Here is a 19022-nt window from a genome sequence, read left to right as displayed (position 1 = left end):
ACTTAAAAATGTAAATCAAAATACACAATGAGGTCAATTTGGAATGGTTCCATAAGTTTTGGGTTAGTATCTATCCCCATAAAACTATTTTCCGGTTCAGAAGACAGAAAATTGGATTTGGATATGTTAGACAGCCATGATGGCGCTAGAATACGCTATAAACGGGTTAATGAAGACACGGGCAAGGAAGTAGAGTGGAAAGATATTGTCAAAGGCTACAAAAAGGATGATAAGTACATTGTTTTGGAAAAGAAAGATTTTGAGAATGCCAATATGAAAAAAAGCAAGACTATTGATATTGAACAATTCATAATGGAAGATGAAGTATCTGATGTGCTTTTTAAAAAACCCTATTTTATAAAACCGCAAAAAGGAGGCGAAAAGTCCTATACCCTACTACGTAATGCCCTGAAAAAAACAGAGAAATTAGGGGTTGCTACTTTTGTAATGCGCCAAAAGGAACACTTGTCCTTAATTGGAGTTTACGAAGATGCGCTGGTACTGCATGTAATTAGGTTTGAGGATGAAATTAGGGATACCGGTGAACTGGAACTCCCCAATACCAAAATTGCCAAAAAAGAATTGGATATGGCCATTTCCTTAATTGACCAATATACAGAAGAGTTCAATTTTGCCAAGTTTAAGGATGTATACAATGAGCAATTACTAAAAATCATTGAATCCAAGTCCACAGGAAAAACACAAAAGCCGCAGAAATTTGAATCTAAACCAACTCCTGCAAAGGATTTGATGGCACAATTAAAGGCGAGTCTAAAAAAACGGGAAAAACAAGCATCTTAACCTTTGAGTCTAAATAAATATAATGAGAAAAGGAATTTTAACAATACCCCAGAACCTAAAGGGGAATCTGTTGCTAGTTCCCACACCCAAAGATTTGTAATACAACGGCATCAAGCCTCTCACCTACATTATGATTTACGTTTAGAAATTGATGGCAGCCTAAAGAGTTGGGCAATTCCCAAGGGGCCGTCCATGAATCCGTCAGATAAACGTTTGGCAGTAAGAACAGAGGACCACCCCATACCCTATCTAAATTTTCATGGAACAATACCCAAAGGAAATTACGGTGCCGGTAAAATGATTATTTGGGATGAAGGGTTATTTGAAATAGATACGGAGGAAACAGGTAAAACCCTCCTTGAACAATTAACCGTAGGCAATCTTAAATTGATTTTTTATGGCAAAAAAATTGCCGGTAGGTTTGCTTTGGTCCGTACTACCCGTAAAGCAAGTAATGAGCAATGGTTGTTGATAAAGAAGAAAGATGCATATGCCGTAAATACCATTTATGATGCAGAAACCTTAGTTCCCGTTACGGAGCGCAGTTTAAAAAAACATCCTCAGAAAATACGTCCCGGTAGCATAATACAACCCATGCTAGCCACAAGTACCAAAAAAATTTTTAATCATCCGGATTTTATTTATGAACTTAAATGGGATGGTTACCGTGTATTGGCACATATAACCCACAACAAAGTTCTCTTGCAATCTAGAAACGGTATAAATTTCAATACCAAATTCTCTAAACTACATGATGAATTACAACTATTAGACAATGAAGTAATTCTTGATGGCGAAGTAGTACTGGTAGATTTTAAAGGGGTATCGCAATTTGGCGAACTACAGAATTATCCCAATGCAGAAGGAGAATTGCGATATTATGTCTTTGATATGCTGTATTTAAACGGTCATAGCATGCTGGACTTGACCTTACTTGAACGCAAAAGCTTGATTCCAGAAGTTCTTTTAGACTTGGAAATTAGTAAGTATTGCGACCATGTAGAAGGTATGGGATCTGCGTTATACCATAAAGCCATAGAAGCGGGTATGGAAGGTGTCGTTGCCAAAGAAGCTACATCTACATACGCCGTTGGCCATAGAACGGAAAAATGGCTAAAAGTTAAGGGAGTTCAAAGTATTGATGCCATAATCTGTGGTTTTACGGAATCTACCAACAGTACTGAACGCATTGGTTCCTTAATACTTGGTATTGAAGATAATGACACATGGGCGTATATTGGCAATTGCGGTTCTGGCTTTACAACCTCTCAACGTAATGAGTTGTTCAAAGCACTCTCATCACTGGAGACCCCAGAGAATCCGTTTCGTAAAAAAATTCCATTAAAAGGGCGAAAGGCACATTATACTCTGCCCCTCGTAGAGTGTGAAATTAAGTTTACGGAACGTACTAAAAATGGGTTATTAAGAAATCCGGTATTCAAGCGTCTTAAGACTGCAATACCTACTACGGGACAGAAATCGGAAGTAGAACTCCACTCCACTACGAACAGAGTATCTAGAAAAGAAACCATAGAAATAGATGGCTATAAGGTTCCTATTTCAAATCTGGACAAAATCTATTGGCCCAATTCCGGACTAAGGAAATATGATTTAATAGATTACTATTTACAAATAGCTCCCCACATACTTCCGCACTTAAAAGATAGACCTCAAAGTTTGCACAGACATCCTAATGGAATAGAGCAGGAAAGTTTTTATCAAAAAGACAATGAAAATTTACCACACTGGATAGAAACCATCCCCATATATTCCAAATCGTCCAATAGGGACATTAATTATCTTGTATGCCAAAATACGGCCACTTTGATTTATATGGCCAATTTAGGCTGTATTGAGATTCACCCTTGGAGCTCAAGAATACAGCATTTAGACCATCCAGATTATGGAATTATTGATTTGGACCCACCCAAAAATATGGATTTTAAGAACGTGGTTAAAGTTGCCAAAGCATTCAGAAACTTACTAAAACAGGTGTCAATTACTAGTTTTTGTAAAGTTTCAGGATCAAGGGGAATTCATATCTATATTCCCATGCAAGCAACCTATACCTATGAAGAAGTACGTAATTTTATAAAACTGTTGTGCCATATCATTGAAGAACAATTGCCAGAATTAACTACTATGGAGCGTACCATCAATAAAAGAAAAGGGAAAATATATTTGGACTATCTACAAAATAGAAAGGGGCATACCGTAGCCGCCGTACATTCTGTAAGGCCCATTATCAACGCCCCTATTTCCGCTCCCATACATTGGGAAGAATTAAATAATGATTTAAGTCCTCAGAAATATATGATGAAGACCTATCCTAAAAGATTGGAGAAAGAAGGCGATTTGTTTAGTACCATGCACACAGCTGAATTTGATATGGCACAGGTTTTAACCGAACTAGAGCTTTAATAAAATAGTAACTAAATACTAATGAAGATATTAGATGTACCTAACTTAAGACCACTACCTATTCATGGATATTTTATTTAATTTTGTAAGCGACCATCAACCTCACCAAAATTTTATTACGATTAGTATAAACAGCTAGTATCTTAACTGATTGTAATAGTTATTTAAGCGCAGTGTCATTTTGTTCTGCGGTCATTTATGTACTCAATACGTTTAAATGCATTTAAAGGAAGAATTAAATAAAGGTCAATTAAAGGCCGTTACATATACTGGTAAGCACTTGCTTGTACTTGCCGGTGCGGGAACGGGAAAAACGCGCACAATTATTGCACGGGCGGCCTATCTTATAGAAAATGGCGCCAATCCGTCAAAGATTCAAATACTTACGTTCACAAAAAAAGCAGCCAATGAAATTGTAGAACGGGTTAAGGCCAGCCTACCACAATCTAGCGGCAACTCATTGAACGGTGCTACCTTTCATTCTTGGTGCAACCAATTAATCATTAAATATCCCAATCTTTTTGGTGCGGCCAGTTTTACGGTAATAGACCCAGATGACCAATTGGGTATTATGAAAATGGTTGCCGGTAACCAAAGTGAAGCTTATGGCAAATTACGTATAAAACCCCAACAATTGTTAGACGTATATTCCTATGCCAGAAATACAAAAAAGAATCTGACGGAATCATTACGCATATTGGTTTACAAGGGCAAACAGGATAAAGATACCGAATATGAAATCGCGGCCATGAAACCAAACGTAGAGCTCTTGCTCCGTGCCTATCAAAAGAAAAAAATGGAGCAGCGGTATTTGGATTATGATGACCTGTTATTGGTGGTTTCCACTCAATTAAAAAAGAACCCCGAAGCTAGAAAACTACTTTCTCAAGATTTAGATTATTTATTGGTCGATGAAATGCAAGATACCAACCCATTGCAATGGGAACTGTTATCTCCTTTCATTAAAATCTGTAGTTTATTTTGCGTGGGCGATGATGCACAATCCATTTATTCGTTCCGTGGAGCAGATTTTAAGAATGTACATCAATTTAAGGAACGGGTTCAAGATTCGGAAGTTTTTAAATTGGAAAAAAACTACAGGTCTACTCAAGAAATTTTGGATATCTCCAATTGGCTATTGGATAAATCGCCCATTGCATATAACAAAAGGCTGGATTCTGTCCGTGGATCTGGAGAACGCCCCATATTATTGAACGTAAGTGATGAATGGCAAGAAGCCAATTGGGTTGCCGATGAAATTCTGAAAAATTATACGGACGAGGACAGAAAATTTTCTGACCACCTCATATTGTCAAGATCCCAGTTTTATACCAAAACATTGCAAGCGGTATTCATCAGAAGAAAAATACCCTATGTCACCTACGGTGGGCGTAAATTTTTACAGGCAGCACATATAAAGGATTTGGTATCTCTACTACGCATAGTAAACAATCCTTACGATGAAATTGCCTGGGTACGTTTTTTAACCTTTTGGGAAGGAATAGGTGAAGTTAGGGCCTCTAGAATTATGGCCATAATTATTGCGGACGAAGGAAAAACGCCTATTCCTACATTATTGGAAAATGCCATACCAGGTAAAGACGGACAAAAAATATCCCAATTATACAATGCGGTGCAGAAAGAGAAGGGCAAGGTGGGCAAAATGGTAGATATTGCCTATGAAGCCATGTCCTTGGGGCTGGCCTTTAGATATAGAAAAGACTGGGTAGAAAAACGTAAAGGTGATTTTCCGGTATTAAAATTATTGGCAGATAGTTATGCTAGCCTTGGTGAGTTTATTGGAGAAGGCCTTTTGGACAATGCCGAAAAAATGAACGGGTCACCGGTTTTGAGCGAATCGCAGTTGGCAACTTCCGAGAACAAGGACCATGTTATTATTTCTACCATACATTCAGCTAAAGGGTTAGAAGCAGATGTGTGCATTGTATTAAATGTTTCTCCAAAATCATTCCCATCAGCGTGGTCATTAGATGATACCGATGCAATAGAAGAAGACCGACGTGTACTCTATGTAGCGCTTACCAGGGCTAAAAACAGATTGATCATTACCAGAAATACCGCTTCCATTGCTGCGGTTCATGGTAAATCTATACCTTCTAATACAGGGCAACCTACAGATGATGCAGAAACCTATTTTTTATCAGGTTTACCGGAAAAATTGGTCATACAACAAACCATTGGCCATGAATTTAATCGTATAAAAGATGCCCCGGAACCCAATCAAATAGACTTATCCTCAGGGATGGATTTTAGTTAATCATTACCATGACCAATAAAAATTTTGCCGTTATTTCCATAACCGCTTTTGGACGAAAACCCCATCCCTTACGAATAGTACAGATTAAGATGCAAATGGTTAGCATAGCGTCTTTTTCAAAAAGCTTTTCCACGAATATTAATCCAGAACAAAGAATACCCAATTATTTAGCGCAAAAAACTGGATTAAGTGATGAAATTTTATTGGATGCCCCCACTTTTAGGGATGTAGCAGAAACACTGTTATCAGAATTAGAAGATTGCATATTGGTAGGCCACAATGCTTCATTTATACATTTTGCGCTGCAATCGGAATTTAAATATTTAGGGAATCAATTTAAAATGCCACAAATTTGCACTCAAAGATTGGCTAAAAAACTATTGCCCAATTTGGTTAATCATGAACTGTCCTACATCTGTAGTGTTCTTAATATTTCCTATAACGACTTAAATGATTACCAAGATGAAAATGAAGCTGTATCCGTCTTGTTTCAACGGTTGTTATTGTTAGACGAAGATGAAAATTTTATTGATTCTATGCTTCGGCCTAAAATCAAAAAAATCGTTTCAACTCCCAATTTCGCTGCTTTTAAGTATGTGGAAAATTTACCTAGTTTACCAGGAATCTACAAGTTTCAGGATATACACAAAGAGGTAATTTATGTAGGCAAGGCAAAAAACATAAAAAAGCGTGTTTTAAGTCACTTTTATAATTCTTCTGAAAAAGAACGGGAACTATGCATGGCTACCAATCATATAGATTATGAAAGCACGGGCAGTGAATTGTTGGCATTATTACGAGAGGCGGATTTAATCCAAAAATTGGACCCACACTTCAATTACATTCAAAAAAAAGAATATATTACCTATCATATTGCACCTCAAAAAGACAAAAAAGGAGTTTTAAGATTACGTATAGAGAGACGCCCCTATCAACATACACCTACAGAAATCTTTTTAAAACGTGGTGATGCCACCAAAAGGCTCATGGAGCTTACTGCAAAGTTTATGCTATGCCCCACGGCTACGGGTTTAACGAGCAAATTAGGTAAATGCTCTACCTACCCCAATAATTCATGCCTTGGGGTATGCAAAGGGTTAGAGGAAGTTGCTAACTACAATGCAAGGGTTGAAAAAGCCTTGGACTTCTTGAACAAGGAAAATGAGAACTACGTCATTTTTGAAAAAGGAAGAACCCGTGCAGAACGGAGTTTTATATTAATTCTTCATGGAGTTTATCAAGGGTATGGTTTTTTAGACCAAACTATGGTCATTGCCTCTATTCAAGATTTAGAAGAAATGTTGATTCCCAAGCGGCATTCCTATCATACAGCTAAAATAATTATGTCCTATAAAAACCGAAATCCATATAAAATTACCTACTTGAATTAATTGCGGTAGACCCTAAAATCATCCTTATAAAAAATAAGGTCGTCCTATTGGATTCCCTAGAAGAAAACAATATCATATTTTAACCGTCATAAGATTTTGCAATAAGGTCATTTAAACAGTTTTATAGGGGTACTTAATTCGCACTCAAAATCGTACTTTTGCAACTTTGCTGTGAATACATGATTGAATACGAAGAAAATATAGAGGTAAAGGGCGCTCGAGCACATAACCTTAAAAATATAGATGTCACCATTCCTAGAAATAAGTTGGTAGTAATTACCGGCCTATCGGGAAGTGGAAAATCTTCACTTGCTTTTGATACCATATATGCAGAAGGCCAGCGAAGGTATATTGAGACATTTTCCGCATATGCAAGACAATTTTTAGGCGGACTTGAACGTCCGGATGTGGATAAGATAGATGGCTTATCGCCTGTAATTGCCATAGAACAGAAAACAACATCTAAATCACCCCGGTCAACCGTAGGGACCATAACGGAAGTTTACGATTTTTTACGCTTACTTTTTGCCCGTGCGGCAGACGCCCATAGTTATAATACTGGGGAAAAAATGGTAAGTTATAGCGATGAGCAGATAAAAGACCTGATTATTGCATCTTATGCCAATAAGAAAATAAACATATTGGCGCCAATCATAAAATCCAGAAAAGGGCATTATAGGGAGCTATTTGAACAAATTGCCAAACAAGGTTTTGTAAAAGTTAGGGTAGATGGGGAAATCAAGGACCTTGTAAAAGGGATGAAGGTAGACCGCTACAAGACCCACGATATAGAAATTGTAATTGACCGACTTAAAGTCGTGGAGAGCGAAGATTTTCACAAACGTCTTTCAGAGTCCATAAATACGGCCATGTACAGTGGAAACAATGTACTAATGGTTTTGGAAGAAGGTACGGAAGTACCAAGATATTTTAGTAGGGACCTTATGTGCCCAACAACCGGTATCTCCTACCCCACACCAGAACCCAACACATTTTCCTTCAACTCTCCTAAAGGCATGTGTCCTAATTGTAGTGGACTTGGGCATGTATATGAGGTCAATGAAAAAAAGATTTTTCCCAACAAGAAATTATCCATAAAAGGAGGAGGCATTGCACCCTTAGGGGAATTTAAAAAGTCATGGGCATTCAAGCAGATAGAAACCATTGCCCAGCGCTATAATTTTGAATTGACCGATGCCATACAAGATATTCCAAAAGAAGCTATAGAAGTATTATTGAACGGTGGTAAGGAGAGTTTTGAGGTTGAATCCAAAACTTTGGGAGTCAAAAGAACCTATAAAATTGATTATGAAGGCATATCGAATTTCATAAAAAATCAATTTGAAGAAGCGGCGTCTACATCCATTAAACGCTGGGCAAAGGAATACATGGATAGGATTACCTGTCCGTCCTGCACCGGTTTTAGGCTCAAAAAAGAATCGCTCTATTTTAAATTGGAAGGTAAGAACATTGCCGAATTGGCCAACTTGGATATTGTGGAATTATCCGAATTCTTTTTAGGATTGAACCAAAAACTATCGGGCAACCAACAAAAGATAGCGGAGGAAATTATCAAGGAAATCAATACGCGTATCCAGTTTCTATTAGATGTAGGTTTAGATTATCTATCTCTTAACCGAAGCTCCAAATCACTTTCCGGTGGGGAAGCTCAACGTATAAGACTGGCTACCCAAATTGGTTCACAACTGGTGGGTGTTCTTTATATTTTGGATGAGCCAAGTATAGGTTTGCATCAACGGGACAATGAACGTTTGATCAAATCCTTGGAATCCTTACGCGATATAGGAAATTCCGTCATTGTAGTGGAACATGACCGTGATATGATAGAACGGGCGGACCACGTTATTGATATTGGTCCAAAAGCCGGTAAAAATGGAGGGGAAATCATTTCCCAAGGTACTCCTGCGCAACTTAAACATGTACACACGTTAACTGCGGATTATATGACGGGTGTCAAGGAGATTCAAGTTCCTAAGAAAAGAAGAAAGGGTAATGGCCATGAAATTGTTCTGTCTGGCTGTACGGGCAATAACCTAAAAAACCTAACCGTCAAATTTCCTTTAGGTAAAATGATCGGTGTAACCGGTGTTTCGGGTAGTGGTAAATCTACCCTTATCAATGAAACCCTTTACCCTATTATGAACGCCCATTATTTTAATGGGGTTAAAAAACCAATGCCCTATAAGAAGATAACGGGACTGGAACACATTGATAAGGTAATTGATATAAACCAATCCCCAATAGGTAGAACCCCACGATCAAACCCCGCTACATATACCGGGGTGTTTAGTGAAATTAGGTCCCTTTTTGCAAAAACTACCGAAGCCTCTATAAGGGGGTATAAACCGGGTAGATTCAGTTTTAATGTTAAAGGTGGCCGGTGCGAAACTTGCCAAGGTGGAGGATTACGGGTTATAGAAATGAACTTTTTACCAGATGTTTATGTGGAATGCGAAACCTGTAACGGAAAACGCTTTAATAGGGAAACGCTGGAAATCAGGTACAAAGGAAAGTCAATTAGCGATGTCTTGGAAATGACGATCAATGAAGCGGTAGCTTTTTTTGAACCTATACCTAAAATTTATCGTAAGTTGAAGACCATACAAGATGTTGGCTTAGGTTACATATCTTTGGGACAACAGTCTACCACCCTATCGGGCGGTGAGGCCCAACGTATAAAACTGGCCACCGAATTGTCTAAACGAGATACGGGCAATACATTTTATATTTTGGATGAGCCCACTACAGGCTTACATTTTGAAGATATACGGGTATTAATGGATGTTCTGAACAAGTTGGCCGATAAAGGAAATACGGTTTTGGTCATAGAACATAATATGGATGTAATAAAAATGGTAGATTACATTATTGATATTGGTTACGAAGGAGGACGTTCTGGAGGACAATTGGTTGCAAAAGGTACACCGGAAGAAGTAGCCAAGAACAAGAAAAGTTATACGGCTACGTTCTTAAAAAGAGAATTGGCATAAAACATAGTAAATATAAAGTAAGTACACATAAAAATATATGAGATCAGAAAAACATCATAAGGGCTGGAACGAAATTAAAACAAATGACTCGTGGGCCATTTTTAAGATCATGGGAGAATTTGTCAACGGTTTTGAACGTATGAGTAAAATTGGGCCCTGTGTATCAATATTTGGATCGGCAAGGACCAAGGAAGAAGACCCTTATTACGAACTGGCGGTATCCATAGCCAAATCTATTGCAGAAGCAGGCTACGGGGTAATTACCGGGGGTGGTCCTGGTATTATGGAAGCAGGTAATAAAGGGGCAAGCCTTGCGGGAGGTACTTCCGTAGGGTTAAATATTGACCTTCCTTTTGAGCAACATGACAATCCGTATATTGATGGTGATAAAAGTCTAGATTTCGATTATTTCTTTGTTAGAAAGGTAATGTTCGTTAAATACTCCCAAGGTTTTGTAGTCATGCCCGGTGGCTTTGGTACCCTAGATGAACTCTTTGAGGCCATTACCTTGATACAGACGCATAAAATTGGAAAGTTCCCAATAATATTGGTAGGCAGTGATTTCTGGACAGGCTTAATGGATTGGATTAAGAACACTATGCTAAAAGTAGGTAACATTAGTCCAGAGGATTTAAACCTGATTAAGATTGTAGATACAGAAGATGAGGTTGTAGAAATTATTGATTCTTTCTACAAAGGTCATTCTATGAGTCCTAATTTTTAATCTTAGCCTTGACTCAAAAATTTACACCTTTATTTTCGTTCATTAGTATCCTTATGCTTGCCATGGGCACCATAGGCTATGCCCAATATGAAACGAACCTAACCGTAAACCTGAACGAGTACACCAAAGAACTTGAGATAAAGCAAGAATTCACCTATTACAACAATTCCAATTATAATTTAGGAGTACTCTATTTTAATGATTGGGCCAATGCTTATTCAGATAAAAATACGGGACTTGCAAAAAGATTTGCCCAAGAATTTAAAAAGTCCCTCCACCTTGCCAAGGCAGATGAGAGAGGAACCACAACAATAGTAAGTGTAGTAGATGATGCTTATAATGGTCTACAATGGAGCCGTACAGAGGGTAAGGATATCTTAAAGGTGACCTTGAACAATATATTGCCCCCAAAGGAAACAACGAAAATTTTCATTACCTATAAAGTAAAATTACCGCCCAATAAGTTTACTCCATACGGTTATGATGCTAAAGACGGATATTATTTAAAGGACTGGTATTTGACCCCTGCCGTTTATGATGGTAAATGGGCACTATATTCCAATAAAAACCTTGAGGACTTACATACCAATGTCACTAATACGGTAATAGATTTTACATTTCCAGATAGTCTTTATCTGGCTTCAAATTTTAATGTAATGTCATCTACCACCTTCCCTAACGGGCAATTTGCTCAGTTAAAAGGAAATAAGCAACGTGGGGGCGAGATCATTTTAAAGACCAACGATGAATTTATAACCCATACCACGCCGTACATGTCCTTTTTAACCAATATAAAGGCCCCACGGTACAGCCCAATTGGGCAAGGCATATCAATCAACAAAGTGGCAGATTTTATCTATCACAATCTAGGAGCCTATCCTCATAGAAACGTATTGGTAAGTGAATTGGATTATAATAAGGATCCACTATACGGGCTAAATCAGTTACCGTCATTTATTAGGCCCTATGAAGAGCAATTTCAATTTGAAATGAAATTTTTAAAAACCGCTCTTAATAGTATTTTAAGGGAAACCTTGTTTTTAAACCCAAGAAAAGAACAATGGTTGAATAGTGCCATAGCCAATTATTTAATGATTGCCTATGTGGAGCAATATTATCCGGACCAAAAGCTTTTAGGAAAATTATCAAGAATTTGGGGCGTACGTAGTTTTGAATTGGCCAAAATGGACTTCAATGACCAATACTCATTTTTATATAATCTAACGGCACGCAAAAATTTAGATCAAGCCTTGCAAACGCCCAATGATTCTTTGATAAAGTTCAATCAAAAAATAGCCAATAAATATAAAGCAGGTTTAGGATTGGCATATTTGGCCGATTATATTGGAAAGGAAAAAGTAGATGAAAGCATTAAAACCTTTTATAAATATTATCAATTGAACACGGTTAAGGTGCTTGATTTTGAATCCATTTTAAAACGTGCCACCACAAAGGATATCAATTGGTTTTTTAAGGATTATGTTTCTACGGACAGAAAGATAGATTTTAAAATTAAAAAGGTCAAGAAAACACAAGATTCCCTTTTTGTAACCATTAAGAACAAAGAAGGCACCAATGTACCTATCTCGGTGTTTGGGCTTAAGAACGATTCTGTTATATCTGAATATTGGTTTAAGGATATTGAATTAGAAAAGACATTTACCATTGCCAACAAGCAAGAAGATAAATTAGTACTAAACTACGATCAAAAAATTCCAGAATTCAATCAAAGGGATAATTGGAAATCGTTAAAAGGATTTCTATCCAGCAACAAAAAATTAAAATTTACTTTTTTCAAGGATGCGGAAAATCCATACTTCAATCAGGTTTTCTATGTACCGGTCTTAAACTTTAATGTTTATGACGGTTGGGTACCAGGCATGCGCCTATATAATAAAACCTTGTTGGAAAGACCATTTGTATACGACTTTTCCCCCTCCTATTCCTTTAAGGAAAAAGCCTTCGTAGGATATGGTAAATTCAGTTATAGAAAATATTTGAGCAAAAGCGGACTGTATGTTGCCAACTACGCCATAGGGGCTTCAACATCACATTTCAATGTAAATTCCAGATATACATCTATTACTCCCTCGTTCAGTTTGGGTTTTAGACCAGCGGATTTAATATCTAACAAAAGAGAATTTTTATCTTTTAGGTATGTAAATATCTTAAGGGATTTTGATCCATCCTTACAAAATTTGGCCAATGACCCGGACAATCCAGATTATAGTGTGTTTAATGCGCGTTACATCAATAGAAACAATGGTATTTTAGATTATAATTCTTGGTTTGTAGATTTCCAGTTAGCAGGTAACTTTAGCAAACTTGCTTTTGAATATGAGTATCGAAAATTATTTGAAAACAATAGGCAACTTAATCTTAGGTTCTTTGCAGGAAAATTTTTAAGCAATAAGACCCAGACAGATTTTTTCAGTTTTGCACTTGATCGTCCTACGGATTATTTATTTGATTATGGCTATTTGGGCCGTTCAGAAGATTCCGGAATTTATAGTCAACAAATCATAATTGCGGAAGGCGGATTTAAATCCTTTTTGGACAAGGAATATAGGTTTTCCAATAATTGGATGGCAACGGTCAACGGAAGCTTTAATTTATGGCGATGGATAGAATTATATGGAGATGCAGGTATCGTAAAGAATAAAGGGTTTAACGAAAAGTTTGTGTATGATAGTGGTGTTCGTTTAAACCTGGTCACTGATTACTTTGAACTCTATCTTCCATTATATTCCAACAACGGTTGGGAAGTGTCCCAACCCAATTATGGAGAGAAAATTAGGTTTATTATTACCGTTAGTCCAAAAACCCTGACTGGACTATTTACAAGAAAATGGTTTTAAACTATCAAATTTTAATTCAGAACCTGATTTTTTATTATTAAATTAAAAAATTTACAGGTTTACTCCTTTTTTGTTGACAAATATGGAATAAATTAACTAGCAACGACGTTGTTAAAATCTACATGAATTGGTAGTTTTGTAAAAATCGGTAACACACATGGACGTTTCATCAAAAACAAGTAATGATATTTCTTTTGACGACTTTAAGGAGCAGATCATAAGTGATTATGAAATTGCTTTTTTAAGTAGAACCTGTAGTTTATTGGGAAGAAAGGAAGTGCTTACCGGAAAAGCCAAATTTGGAATTTTCGGCGACGGTAAGGAACTGCCCCAATTGGCCATGGCCCGATCGTTCAAAAACGGAGATTTTAGAAGTGGATACTACAGGGACCAAACCTTTATGATGGCTTTGGGCCTATTGACACCAAAACATTTTTTTCATGCCCTATACGCCACAACGGATATTGAAAAAGAGCCTATGAGCGCAGGTAGGCAAATGGGAGGTCATTATTTGACCCATAGCCTTAATTCAGATGGCAGCTGGAAAGACCTTACCAAGCAAAAGAACAGCAGTGCGGACATATCATGCACAGCGGGGCAAATGCCCAGACTTTTAGGATTGGCTCAGGCCTCTAAGGTCTACAGGGAATTGGACGGATTGGATAGCGCTAAATTCTCTTCAAACGGAAATGAGATTGCTTGGGGCACCATTGGTAATGCCAGCACCAGCGAAGGTATGTTCTTTGAGACCATAAATGCGGCAGGGGTTTTGCAAGTACCAATGGTCATTAGTATTTGGGATGATGAATATGGTATATCCGTACCGGCAAAATACCATACGACCAAAGAGGACATTTCCAAAGTACTATCAGGATTTCAACGTACAGATACCGATACAGGATTTGAAATATTCAAGGTTAATGGGTGGGATTATACGGCGTTAATGCATGCCTATGAAAATGCGGCCGATATTGCTCGTCAGGAGCATGTACCCGTACTAATCCATGTAAAAGAGTTAACCCAACCACAAGGACACTCCACTTCCGGTTCGCATGAACGATATAAAGATAACGCCAGACTAGAGTGGGAACGTGATAATGATTGCAACAAGCGATTTAAGGAATGGATATTGGAATCTGGCATTTCAACAGAAGAGGAGTTGGCAACCATAGAAAAACGAATTAAGCGTACCGTTAGGGAAGCCAAAAAAGAAGCATGGAGCGAATATTTGGAAAACTTGCTAAGTGCTAAAAAGAATTTGGTGAGTTTAATTGACCAAGCAGCCTCTAAAAGTTCAAACAAGAACTTCTTGAATAAAATCAAGAATGATTTGATCGCCATAGAGGAGCCTATAAAAAAGGATTTGGCTATCGCCGCCCGTAAATCTTTACGGTATTTATTAGGAGAGCAGACCGCCGAAAAAAATGCGTTAAACGATTGGACAACCAAATTTTTGGATGAGGCCCAGCATGTGTATAGCGCACATCTGTACAATGAAAATGAAAATAAGGCTACAAATATAAAAGCGATACCCCCAACCTATAAAAATGAGAACGAGCAGGTTGACGGTCGCGTTATCTTACGGGATAACTTTGACAAATTGTTTGAAAAGCATCCTAATACATTAATTTTTGGGGAAGACACCGGTGCCATTGGTGATGTTAACCAAGGCTTGGAAGGTATGCAGGAGAAATATGGAAAAACTAGGGTTGCAGATACAGGAATTAGAGAAACAACAATAATAGGACAAGGTATCGGCATGGCCCTAAGAGGTCTAAGACCAATAGCGGAAATTCAATATTTAGATTATATTTTTTATGCACTGGCTACATTAACAGATGATCTGGCTTCCTTAATGTATCGCACTGCAGGAAAACAAAAAGCTCCGTTAATTATTAGAACAAGAGGACATCGACTAGAAGGTATATGGCATTCAGGTTCTGAAATGGGAGGTTTGATCCACTTGCTACGGGGTATCTATATTTTGGCTCCTAGAAATATGACACAAGCCGCAGGATTTTATAATACACTTCTTAAAAGTGATGAACCCGCTTTGGTCATAGAAAGTTTAAACGGGTATCGGTTAAAGGAATCCAGACCAAGCAATCTTGGTGAGTTTTGTACGCCTATAGGCAAAGTAGAAACGATTAGGGAAGGCAGCGATATTACCATTGTCTCCTATGGATCAACATTGAGAATTGTTGAACAAGCAGCAAGAGAGCTTTTGGAAGTTGGTATAGATGCAGAAATTATTGATGCACAAACATTATTACCTTTTGACCTGGATAAAGATGTGCTCAACAGTATAAAGAAAACAAATAGAATATTAGTGGTAGATGAAGATGTGCCTGGGGGATGTTCCGCATATCTTTTAAACGAAATTATAGAAAAACAAGGTGCTTTTAAATATTTGGATAGCGCACCCCAGACCTTAAGTGCCAAAGCGCATAGACCTGCATATGGTACCGATGGCGATTATTTTTCCAAACCGAACAGAGAAGATATATTTGAAAAGGTTTATGCTATAATGCACGAAGCAAATCCAAATAATTTTCCTAAACTGAGGTAGTGAGATATATTTAAAAAAAGCGATGCCCCTTAAAAATATAAGGGGCATCGCTTTTTTATTTCAACTTGTTTAGTTTTTAATGTCCGTAGTATTCGTTTTCACAGCGGGCATTTTAGGGTTACCATCTGCATCAATCTCAATAATGGCATCAAATCCTAATGCATCTAAATTTTCCGCAATTTTTGCCCTATCCCCTACCATGAACCAATTTACTTTTTCTGGTTGCACAACTTTCTTGCTAACACTCCTAACTTCATCCAAAGAAAGATTCCTCACATTACTGTCATAAGTTTGATAATAATCATCGGATAAATTATACTTGACAATATTGACAATAGATTGGTTTACCGCACTATTGGTTTCCCATTGCCCCGGCAAACTTAATATTTGATTGGTTTTAACCTTGTCCAATTCTTCTTGGGTGACAGGTCTGGTAGAAATAAATTCAGCTATTTCCTTTCTAAGTTCCGTAACAGATTCTGCAGATTTATCCGTTTGAACGGGTGCATACATAATAAATGGTCTTTCTGCCTTGGCCCCCATGACAAATCCGCTAGCACCATAGGCCCAATGTTTATCCTCCCTCAGGTTCATATTGATTCTAGAGGTAAAATCGCCCCCAAGGATACTTACCATCTGCTCCAAGGCAATTTGTGACACATCACCATATTTTTCGGTCAAATGTCCGGCAAGAATAACAGATTGTTCAGACTCTGGCCTGTCCATTAAATATAAGGTGTTCTTGGAATTCACCTTTGGGGTTTCAAAATTGATGGTGGGCACCGTTGCCTTTTTCCATTTTCCAAACGCTTTTTCCAGCTTATTTTTCAAATCCTTCATTTCTACATCACCGGTGACCACCAAGGTAGCATTATTGGGTCTTATCCAAGTTTTATAGAATGCCTCCACATCACTTTTCGTAAGTTTATTGACTGTTTCTACATAGCCAGTACCAGTGTACGGATTACTATACGGGTGCCCCTCTCCGTATAAATATTTGTTCATTACCCTCAAGGCCATGGAAACCGGTTGTGACTTTTCTTGGTTTATGGTATTGATCTGTTCCTCTTTTAACCTTATAAATTCCTTTTCTGGAAAAGCAGGGTTTAAAACTACATCTGCAAATAAGTCTATACTTGCATTTAAACTAGGTTTAAGGGTATTTAAATAGACGTTGGAATTATCTTGATTGGAATAGCTATAAAGGCTTGCACCCAATAATTGTAACCGTTCATTAATTTCCAGAGAATTCAGCTCCTTTGTACCCTCATCCAATAAATTCATTGCCAAAGCTGCCGTACCTGGACTGGATAGATAATCGGTTTTATAGCCAGCATCGAACATCAGGTTCATTACTACGGTAGGAACACCGGTTCGTTTTGCCAAAACAATGTTTAAACCGTTAGATAACTTATCTCTTTGTAATTCTGGAAATACCGAACTCTTTGCTTCACCTACCTCAGGTAACTTACTGCGATCTACGGAACTTTCTGTTACTGTGTATTCCGGAAACGGTTTGCATAATAATACATGCTTACCTTTTGTAAGCCATTTTTTGGCCGTAGCCTGTACATCTGCAATGGTAGCATCCTCTACATATTTTAGAACGGTTTTATAATATCCTGCATCTCCAAAATAAGTTTGATTAGAGGCAAGTATATCTGAAACACCTCCAAAGCCGCCAATTCTCTCCAGTCCCTTAATAAAACTTGAGAAATAGGATGCCTTTACCCTTTTAAGTTCTTTTTCAGTTGGACCGTCCTTTATAAGTTTGGCTAATTCTTCTTCCATGATTTCTTGTACCCTTTCTGCATCTCCGCCAGGTTTTACATTGGCCCAGGTTATAAAATTACTAGCAATTTCACTGGAGGACTGAAAAGAAACTACAGAGCTTGCCAATTGCTCATCATAGACCAATCTCTTATAAAGTCTTGAGTTTTTACCGCTGGTTAAAATGGCAGAAATCAAGTCAAAATGTATGTCTTCTTGGTTTCCGAACTCAGGTGTATTCCAAGCAAGTAATATACGTGCTTCAGGTACCCTGTCTTCGTAAACTTGATATGAATCTGTTACTTTCTCAGGAATGTTTACCTCTTGCCTCATAACGGTAGGCCCGGAAGGAATATCACCAAAGTAGTCCAAGACTTTTTTATGCACGTCTTGCGGGTCCACATCTCCTGCAATAGCAATAACGGCATTGGCGGCACCGTAATATGCCTTAAACCATTCCTGTACATCTTCTAATGAAGCAGCGTTCAAATCTTCCATTTCACCAATAACGGTCCAAGAATAAGGATGCCCCTTAGGATACATGGCTTTGGTCAACAATTCCCACTGTTTGCCATAGGGCTGATTTTCTCCCTGTCGCTTTTCATTTTGGACCACTCCGCGCTGTTCATCAAGTTTAGCTTGATCAATAGCTCCTAACAAATGTCCCATACGATCAGATTCCAAAAAAAGTACTTGATCCAAAGCAGATGTTGGTACGTTCTGAAAATAATTGGTACGGTCAGAATTTGTGGTTCCGTTCAAATCCGTACCACCAATACGTTCCAAAGCCTGAAAATAATCGTCATTAAAATTTTCACTACCGTTGAACATGAGATGCTCAAATAAATGTGCAAATCCACTCTTGCCCAATTTTTCATTTTTAGACCCTACATGATACCAAACATTAACCGCAGCAATAGGTGCCTTATGGTCTTCGTGTACCAAAAGGGTTAATCCATTAGGCAATACAAAGCGTTCAAATTTTAAATCTATTTGATCTGAAGAGAACTCAAAATCCTGTGCTAGGCTTGTACCTACCATAAAAACCACTAAGGAAATACATAGAACTATTTTTTTCATGATGAATATTTTTTTGATTATCATAAATATAATAGATTATGTTTGGATTAGCCTATGATTTTCTGCCTTTAAATAACTAATTACCAACACAATACTGTCAAACAAATGAAGTTTCAGAA

Annotated in this window: 9 protein-coding genes; 8 read left to right on the top strand and 1 reads right to left on the bottom strand. The window is 37.7% G+C overall.

Features of this window, described 5'->3' with window-relative positions; genetic code table 11:
- Positions 1-27: 27 nt before the first annotated feature.
- The 8 genes from ABVM52_RS15840 (at position 28) to ABVM52_RS15805 (ending at position 16053) form a co-directional block, all read left to right on the top strand.
- Entirely contained in the window at positions 28-801 is a 774-nt protein-coding gene (locus tag ABVM52_RS15840; protein ID WP_405382053.1) for a Ku protein, read from the top strand.
- Between the two features lie 3 nt (positions 802-804).
- Complete coding sequence (gene ligD / locus ABVM52_RS15835; RefSeq protein WP_405382052.1) at positions 805-3222, top strand: DNA ligase D; 2418 nt, start codon at positions 805-807, stop codon at positions 3220-3222.
- A gap of 217 nt (positions 3223-3439) precedes the next feature.
- Positions 3440-5500, top strand: a complete 2061-nt coding sequence (locus ABVM52_RS15830) for an ATP-dependent helicase (RefSeq protein WP_405382051.1) — start codon at positions 3440-3442, stop codon at positions 5498-5500.
- Between the two features lie 8 nt (positions 5501-5508).
- The gene (locus ABVM52_RS15825) at positions 5509-6891 is read left to right on the top strand and encodes an exonuclease domain-containing protein (protein WP_405382050.1); all 1383 of its coding nucleotides are present in this window, start codon (positions 5509-5511) and stop codon (positions 6889-6891) included.
- 179 nt (positions 6892-7070) lie between these two features.
- Entirely contained in the window at positions 7071-9902 is a 2832-nt protein-coding gene (gene uvrA, locus ABVM52_RS15820; protein ID WP_405382049.1) for an excinuclease ABC subunit UvrA, read from the top strand.
- Between the two features lie 37 nt (positions 9903-9939).
- A complete protein-coding gene (locus ABVM52_RS15815; protein ID WP_405382048.1) occupies positions 9940-10626 on the top strand; it encodes a TIGR00730 family Rossman fold protein in 687 nt (228 codons plus the stop codon).
- A gap of 8 nt (positions 10627-10634) precedes the next feature.
- Positions 10635-13484 carry a metalloprotease gene (locus ABVM52_RS15810; protein WP_405382047.1) on the top strand — a complete coding sequence of 950 codons (2850 nt, stop codon included), beginning with the start codon at positions 10635-10637 and terminating at the stop codon, positions 13482-13484.
- Between the two features lie 157 nt (positions 13485-13641).
- The gene (locus ABVM52_RS15805; protein WP_405382046.1) at positions 13642-16053 is read left to right on the top strand and encodes a thiamine pyrophosphate-dependent enzyme; all 2412 of its coding nucleotides are present in this window, start codon (positions 13642-13644) and stop codon (positions 16051-16053) included.
- 69 nt (positions 16054-16122) lie between these two features.
- Here ABVM52_RS15805 and ABVM52_RS15800 read toward each other — a convergent pair whose 3' ends face one another.
- Positions 16123-18903: a M16 family metallopeptidase gene (locus ABVM52_RS15800; protein WP_405382045.1), complete on the bottom strand. Its 2781-nt coding sequence runs from the start codon at positions 18901-18903 to the stop codon at positions 16123-16125.
- Between the last annotated feature and the right edge of the window lie 119 nt (positions 18904-19022).

The organism is Maribacter sp. LLG6340-A2, assembly GCF_045057105.1.
Taxonomy (GTDB): domain Bacteria; phylum Bacteroidota; class Bacteroidia; order Flavobacteriales; family Flavobacteriaceae; genus Maribacter.
Note: the sequence above shows the minus strand (reverse complement) of the source record. Positions and strands in the feature narration are given on the sequence as shown.

Coding starts and splice junctions, on each gene's coding strand:
- ABVM52_RS15800 (WP_405382045.1), bottom strand. CDS start 18,903: ATGAAAAAAATAGTTCTATGTATTTCCTTAGTGGTTTTTATGGTAGGT.
- ABVM52_RS15830 (WP_405382051.1), top strand. CDS start 3,440: ATGCATTTAAAGGAAGAATTAAATAAAGGTCAATTAAAGGCCGTTACA.
- uvrA (WP_405382049.1), top strand. CDS start 7,071: ATGATTGAATACGAAGAAAATATAGAGGTAAAGGGCGCTCGAGCACAT.
- ABVM52_RS15840 (WP_405382053.1), top strand. CDS start 28: ATGAGGTCAATTTGGAATGGTTCCATAAGTTTTGGGTTAGTATCTATC.
- ABVM52_RS15805 (WP_405382046.1), top strand. CDS start 13,642: ATGGACGTTTCATCAAAAACAAGTAATGATATTTCTTTTGACGACTTT.
- ABVM52_RS15825 (WP_405382050.1), top strand. CDS start 5,509: ATGACCAATAAAAATTTTGCCGTTATTTCCATAACCGCTTTTGGACGA.
- ABVM52_RS15815 (WP_405382048.1), top strand. CDS start 9,940: ATGAGATCAGAAAAACATCATAAGGGCTGGAACGAAATTAAAACAAAT.